7 protein-coding genes are annotated in these 6266 nt (G+C 70.1%); 6 read left to right on the top strand and 1 reads right to left on the bottom strand.

The annotated features are described in order from the left end of the window. Nucleotides 1-201: 201 nt before the first annotated feature. From ACTMTF_RS33685 to ACTMTF_RS33660, 6 genes are all read left to right on the top strand, one after another. Nucleotides 202-957: an SDR family oxidoreductase gene (locus tag ACTMTF_RS33685; RefSeq protein WP_397015963.1), complete on the top strand. Its 756-nt coding sequence runs from the start codon at nt 202-204 to the stop codon at nt 955-957. A gap of 23 nt (nt 958-980) precedes the next feature. Beyond that, nucleotides 981-1391, top strand: coding sequence for a cupin domain-containing protein (locus ACTMTF_RS33680; RefSeq protein ID WP_441114293.1), 411 nt, complete (start codon nt 981-983; stop codon nt 1389-1391). Between the two features lie 17 nt (nt 1392-1408). Continuing rightward, nucleotides 1409-1639, top strand: coding sequence for a hypothetical protein (locus tag ACTMTF_RS33675; protein WP_441114292.1), 231 nt, complete (start codon nt 1409-1411; stop codon nt 1637-1639). Between the two features lies 1 nt (nt 1640). Further along, a complete protein-coding gene (locus tag ACTMTF_RS33670; RefSeq protein ID WP_441114298.1) occupies nt 1641-3416 on the top strand; it encodes a ferritin-like domain-containing protein in 1776 nt (591 codons plus the stop codon). A gap of 23 nt (nt 3417-3439) precedes the next feature. Continuing rightward, nucleotides 3440-4357, top strand: coding sequence for an RNA polymerase sigma-70 factor (locus tag ACTMTF_RS33665; RefSeq protein WP_441114291.1), 918 nt, complete (start codon nt 3440-3442; stop codon nt 4355-4357). A gap of 182 nt (nt 4358-4539) precedes the next feature. Then, nucleotides 4540-5811 carry an Ohr family peroxiredoxin gene (locus ACTMTF_RS33660; protein ID WP_441114290.1) on the top strand — a complete coding sequence of 424 codons (1272 nt, stop codon included), beginning with the start codon at nt 4540-4542 and terminating at the stop codon, nt 5809-5811. Between the two features lie 5 nt (nt 5812-5816). Here ACTMTF_RS33660 and ACTMTF_RS33655 read toward each other — a convergent pair whose 3' ends face one another. Then, nucleotides 5817-6260 carry an SRPBCC family protein gene (locus ACTMTF_RS33655; RefSeq protein WP_441114289.1) on the bottom strand — a complete coding sequence of 148 codons (444 nt, stop codon included), beginning with the start codon at nt 6258-6260 and terminating at the stop codon, nt 5817-5819. Nucleotides 6261-6266 lie beyond the last annotated feature (6 nt).

Below are 6266 nucleotides of genomic sequence, written 5' to 3'. Positions count from 1 at the left end.
GACGATCCCCCCGATTCCCGACGAGATCGCGGCGCTCATGCGCGAGGTCTCCAGCGTCGGAAAACTCGTCGAATAGCGCGATCGTCCAGGCCCAGCGGCAGAGGGAATTTCGCGGCGGCTGTCACACCCTCGGAAGCTGCCCTGTCTTAGTTGATGACCGGTCGGCGCACAGGCGCCCCGGCGGACAGAGAGGAACTGCCCATGAAGATCGTGGTAATCGGCGGAACCGGCCTCATCGGCTCGAAGACGGTGGCGATGCTGCGCGAGCACGGTCACGAAGCCGTGCCGGCCTCGCCGAACACCGGCGTCAACACCCTCACCGGCGAAGGCCTGGCCGAGGCGCTGGACGGCGCGCAGGTGGTGATCGACGTGTCGAACTCCCCGTCGTTCGAGAGGGCCGCGGTGCTGGAGTTCTTCGAGACCTCCACCCGCAACCTGCTCGCGGCCGAGGCGGAGGCGGGGGTCGGGCACCACGTCGCGGTGTCGATCGTGGGCACGGAGCGGATGCCGGACAACGGCTACTTCGCGGCGAAGATCGCCCAGGAGCAGCTGATCGAGAAGTCGGGGAACCCGTTCTCGCTCATACACGCGACCCAGTTCTTCGAGTTCACCCGCGGCATCGCCGACACCGCCACGGACGGCAACTCGGTGCGGATCGCGCCCGTGCTCTACCAGCCGATGGCCGGCGACGACGTGGCGCAGGCGGTCGCCAGGGTGTCGGTCGGCTCGCCGCTGAACGGCAGGACCGAGATCGCCGGGCCCGAGCAGTTCCGGATGGACGAGTTCTTCCGCGACGCGCTGGCCGGCTGGGGCGACCCGCGCCAGGTGGTCACCGACGTGCACGCGCGCTACTTCGGCAGTGAGCTGAGCGAGCGGTCGCTGGTGCCGGGTGACGGCGCCACCCTCGGCAAGATCCGCTACCGCGACTGGGCCGCCCAGAACGCCGCCGGGAAGTAACGCCTCTACGAAAGGTACATCCCATGTCCGACGCCAGATCGACCGCATGGCAGACCGCGCTGACCACGCTGCAGGAGGTCGAACCTCCGTTCATCCCGCAGGGCGCGCACGCGATGACCGTGGTGATCGAATACCCGCCCGGCGACCCCGGCACCCCGCCGCACCGGCACTCCGGCCCGGCTTTCGGGTTCGTCCTGGAAGGCGAGATCCTGCTGGAGATCGAGGGTGAACCGCCGCGGGTGCTGCACGCCGGGGAGGCGTTCTGGGAGCCGGGCGGCGATGTCATCCACTACCAGGACGGCAACAACCGCGACGATATCCCGCTGCGGTTCACCGTCACGATGCTGTGCGAGCCGGGCAAGCCGATGCTCACGCTGGTGGACGAGGAAGAGCTCGCCCAGCGCCAGGACCGCCGCGCCCCGCGCCCGGCTTGAGCCCCATGGAGGGAAAGATGACTGCTCCGAACGGTGAGAACGAGTTTCTGTACGAGCTCCAGGCCGAGGTCGAGGTCGAACTGATCCACGCCGAGGAGAGCCGTCCGGAGCAGGAGTTCGACCTGCCGGTCAGCGAGTGGCTGTTCGACCCGACGGACGTCGAGCGTGAGGAGATCGGCCTGCGCGGGCTGCTCGACGCGGTCGAGGTGCTGGAGGACCGCTCCCGGCCGGAGGAGCGCGGTGCCTGAGATGTCCGTGAGTCACCGAGAACCGCGGGAAACCATCGCCGGGCCGGCGCCGATCGACACGCTCGACAGCCTGCGTGAGCACCTGCAGTGGGCGATCGAGCTGGAGCACGCCACCTTGCCGCCGTACCTGTGCGCCCTGTACTCGCTGGACCCGGAGCGCAACCCGGAAGCCGTCGACGTGGTGGGCAGCGTCTTCGCCGAGGAGATGCTGCACCTGGCACTGGCGGCGAACCTGCTCAACGCCGTCGGCGGCCGGCCCCGGCTGGACACGCCGCAGATGCTCCCGCCGCATCCCCGGCCGCTGCCGCACGGCTCCCTGGAGCTGTCGCTGGTCCCCTTCGGGCCGGAAGCGCTGGAGATGTTCCTGCGGATCGAGCAGCCGGCGCCGCCCGGCGCCGTGGCGGAGGGCGACCACTACGAGACGATCGGGCAGTTCTACGCCGCGATCGAACAAGGGCTGCGCCTCCTGTGCGACCGGCTCGGCGAGCAGGCGGTCTTCCACGGCGATCCGGCCCGCCAGGTGAGCGCCGCCCACTTCCGCCACACCGCCGGACGGCTGGTCGCGGTCGACGGCCTGGACTCCGCGCTGGCGGCGCTCGAAGAGATCGTCGAGCAGGGCGAGGGCACCTCCCGTGGCGAGGTATGGGACGGCGACCAGGACATCTTCCACCCGGAACGGGACGAGGTCGCCCACTACTACCGCTTCCAGGAGCTCAAGCTCGGCCGGCGCTACCAGCGTGGCGACACCCCGGAGTCCGGGCCCACCGGCGAGAAGATCTCCGTGGACCTCGCCGGCGTGCATCCGATGCGGCGCAACCCGCGCCTGTCCGACCACGCTCCCGGCAGCGCGATCCGCACGGCCCAGGAGGAGTTCAACCACACCTACTGCGCCGTCCTGCACCTGCTGGAGCAGGCGTTCAACGGCAGCCCGAGGCTGCTCGCGGTCGCCACCGGCACCATGTACGCGCTCAAGGCGCAGGCCCAGGCCCTGATGCGGATGCCCGACGTGGACGGCACCACGGCCGGTCCCACCTTCGACTACGTCGCACCGGAGCAGCGCCGGTGGGCCGTGGGCGACGACCGGCAGCGGATCGTCGTGCTCCGGGACGGACCGTACGTCGTGTACGGCGGCGTCCCGCTCCGGCGTAAACGCAAGATCGTATCTGCCGAGAACGACGCGCTGACCTGGAAGACCGGCGATCCGCTGGAGACCGAGGACACCTACGCGCTGTGCCGCTGCGGCCACTCGGGCACCAAGCCGTTCTGCGACGGGACGCACGCCATGATCGGGTTCGACGGCACGGAGAGCGCGAGCGTCCAGCCGTACCGGGAACTGCAGCACGTGCACGACGGGGTGGGCATCTCGGCGCAGCGGGTGGGCGAGCTGTGCGTCCACGCCGCCTTCTGCATCGGCCGCACCAGGCCGATCGCCGCGATGCTCGCCGACACCGGCGACAGCGACGTGCGCTCCGACGTCATGGGCCGCATCGACCACTGCCCGTCCGGCTCCTACAGCTACGCACTCGAACGCGGCGGCGAGACGATCGAGCCCGACCTGCCGCAGGCCGTCTCGGTCCTGGAGGAGGAGAACGGGCTGGCCAGTGCGCTGTGGGTGACCGGTGAGGTGCCGGTCCTACGGTCGGACGGCCTGCCGTTGGAGACCCGCAACCGGATGACGCTGTGCCGCTGCGGCCACTCCGGCAACAAGCCGCTGTGCGACGGCACCCACCGGGAGATCGGCTTCCACGAGGACGACGCCGCACCCGTACAGGCCTAGCTCGAATACCGGATAAGGCGCGGATGAACATACATACGGAATCCCTGGAAAAGGCGGACGCACTCGAACAGGCCGCTTCCGCCTTCGTCGAGCTGCGCCCGCGACTGTTCGGCATCGCCTACCGGATGCTCGGCAGCGCGACCGAGGCCGAGGACATCCTTCAAGAGGTCTGGATGCGCTGGCAGAACACCGATCGTTCCGTCGTCGAGAATCCCTCCGCCTTCCTGGCGCTGATCACCACCCGTCTGGCCATCAACGTCGCCCAATCCGCCCGTTCGCGCCGGGAAGCGTACATCGGGCCCTGGCTTCCCGAACCCGTCGACACCAGCCTCGACCCAGCGGTGGGGGCCGAACGGGGCGAAGCGCTCGAACTCGCCTTCCTGCTGCTGCTCGAACGGCTCACCCCCACCGAGCGGGCGGCGTACGTCCTGCGTGAGGCGTTCGTCTACCCCTACCCGCAGATCGCGGAGATCCTGCGGATCAGCACGGTCAATGCCCGTCAGCTGGTGAGCCGGGCCCGCAAGCATCTGAGCGCCGTACGACGCGAGCCCATCGACAAGATCGAGCACCGGCGCCTCCTGAAGGTCTTCCTCGACGCCGCCCAGACGGGGAACATCGCCGCCCTCGAAGACCTCTTCGCCGCTGACGTCGTCAGCTCCTCCGACGGCGGCGGGGTCAGAGGGGCGGCGCGGTTCCCTCTGCTGGGCGGACATCGCGTGGCGAAGTTCGTCGCCGCGTACGCGCCGCGGTACTGGGCGTCCGGCGACGTCAGGTGGGTCGACGTGAACGGACGCGCCGGCGTGCTCGTGCCGCGCGCCCACGACCAGGTCGCGCTGCTCACCATCGAGGCCTCGCCGCAGGGCATCCACCACGTCATGTGGATCGTCAACCCGGACAAACTCGGCGCGTTCGAACGGTCGCGCTCACGAGGGAGCATCTGACGAACCTGGAGCGCGGGTACGGCCGCCTCTCGTGATCGCCCTGAGGAACGTCACAACAGGATGGGCCATCCGGTCTTAGCTGTCGACGCCGAGAGAACAGAGGACATCGTGCGGACGACCCCGTTGGCCTTCGCGGGCCCCTTCACCCAGGCGGGCCACCCCCGCCGCGCGGGCGGCGGGAGATGAGCGACGTGGGCGCAGGGTCGCTGGTGGAGATGCTCGACGAACGGGAGCACCTGCTCGGCATCGCCCTGTGGATGTTCGGCTCGGAGAGCACGGCCGATTGGATCGTCCAAGAGACCTATCGCCGCTGGTACGCCCTGGGCGATGACGACCGCGCCACCATCGCGGTGCCGCGCGCCTGGCTGACGCGGGTCGCCGGACGCATCTGCCTGGACCTGCTCGCCGCGCCGGCCACCAACGCCACACCGCCCCCCGCCGCAGCGCCTCCCACCCCTGCGCCTGCCACCACTGGGCCCTCCACCACTGGGCCCCCTGCCACAACGCCTCCCGCCGGCGACCCGGTGCACCGGCTCGCCGCCGACCTGACACGGCACCTGGCCGGGTCCGGCCCGGGGATGCACGCCAAGCATGATCAGGTCGCGCGCCGGTTCGCCACCGCCTGTGAGAAGGGCGACGTCGCGGCGCTGCGCGAGGTGCTGGCCACGGACGCGATAGTCGTGAGCGACGGCGGCGGCAAACTGCGCGCCCCCGTACGCCCGACCTACGGCGCGGACGCGGTGGCCAGGTTCGTCACGACCTTGCTGGCCGGCCGGCCCGGCGCCGAGGTGGCCCTCGGTTCCGTGAACGGCCGGACCGGCCTGGTGCTGCGCCGGGCGGGCAAGGCCGTGGCGGTGGTCAGCGTGAGCGTCGCCGAAGACCAGGTCACAGCCGCATGGATCGTGCTTAACCCCGACAAACTCCGGCACTGGCACCACCCAGCTCCATCAGCAAGAAAGGCCCTACCGATGAACGACCACATACTGTCCACGGACCACGACTACAGCGGCCCCGCGTTCAAGCCCATCTACCGCACGCGCGTCGCCGTGACCGGCGGCGACTCCGCGCACGGCCGGGCGAGCGGCCGGGCCGGCTCCGCCGACGGCGGCTTCCGCCTGGAGCTGCGGATGCCAGAAGAGCTGGGGGGCGACGCCACCGGCCCCAACCCCGAACAGCTCTTCGCCGCCGGATACGCCGCCTGCTTCCACGGCGCCCTCAGCCTGCTGGCCCGCCGGCACCTCCTCGACCCCGGCGCGATCACGGTGGAGGCGACCGTGGCCTTCGGCCGCGACCCCGCCGACGGCGGCTACCAGCTGAGCGCGGACCTCATCGTGACCTGGCCCGGGGTAGAGCCCGACAGGGCCGCCCCACTACTCGCCCAGGCGTCCGCGCTGTGCCCGTACGCGAAGATGACCCGCCAGGGCATCCCCGCCACGATCAGCCTCGCGCCCTGAGACCGTCAGTTCCAGTTGTCGATCTTGACGTCGTCCGGCTCCGGCGCGCCCTTCCCGGTTTCGATCAGCGACTTCAGGCTCATCATGAAGACCGCCCACTTGGTGCTGCAGTGGTGCATGAACTCCACCGGCTCCCGCCAGCCCGCGTGCTTGAACAGGACGATGGCGTGCTCGTCGGCCTGGGCGAGGTCCCAGGACACGTGCGTGCCGATCCACTCCTCAGGGCCGTCGACCACCTCCCACAGCACGCGCTTGCCCGGGTCGAGTTCGAGGACCTTCATGTCGAACCCACCGGCCTCGAACCGGAACTGAAGCACGCCGCCGAGGTCGTTCCCCTCGCCCTTCGTGTCGGTCGTGTACCAACCGGCGAGCCCCTCGGTGGTGGTCAAGGCCGTGTAGACCTCGGACACCGATGACTTGATGCCTACTCTGTGCAGGATGTCCACCATGGTCGA

This window comes from Nonomuraea sp. ZG12, assembly GCF_052068115.1.
GTDB lineage: Bacteria > Actinomycetota > Actinomycetes > Streptosporangiales > Streptosporangiaceae > Nonomuraea.
This window is presented reverse-complemented; position numbering and strand designations above follow the sequence as displayed.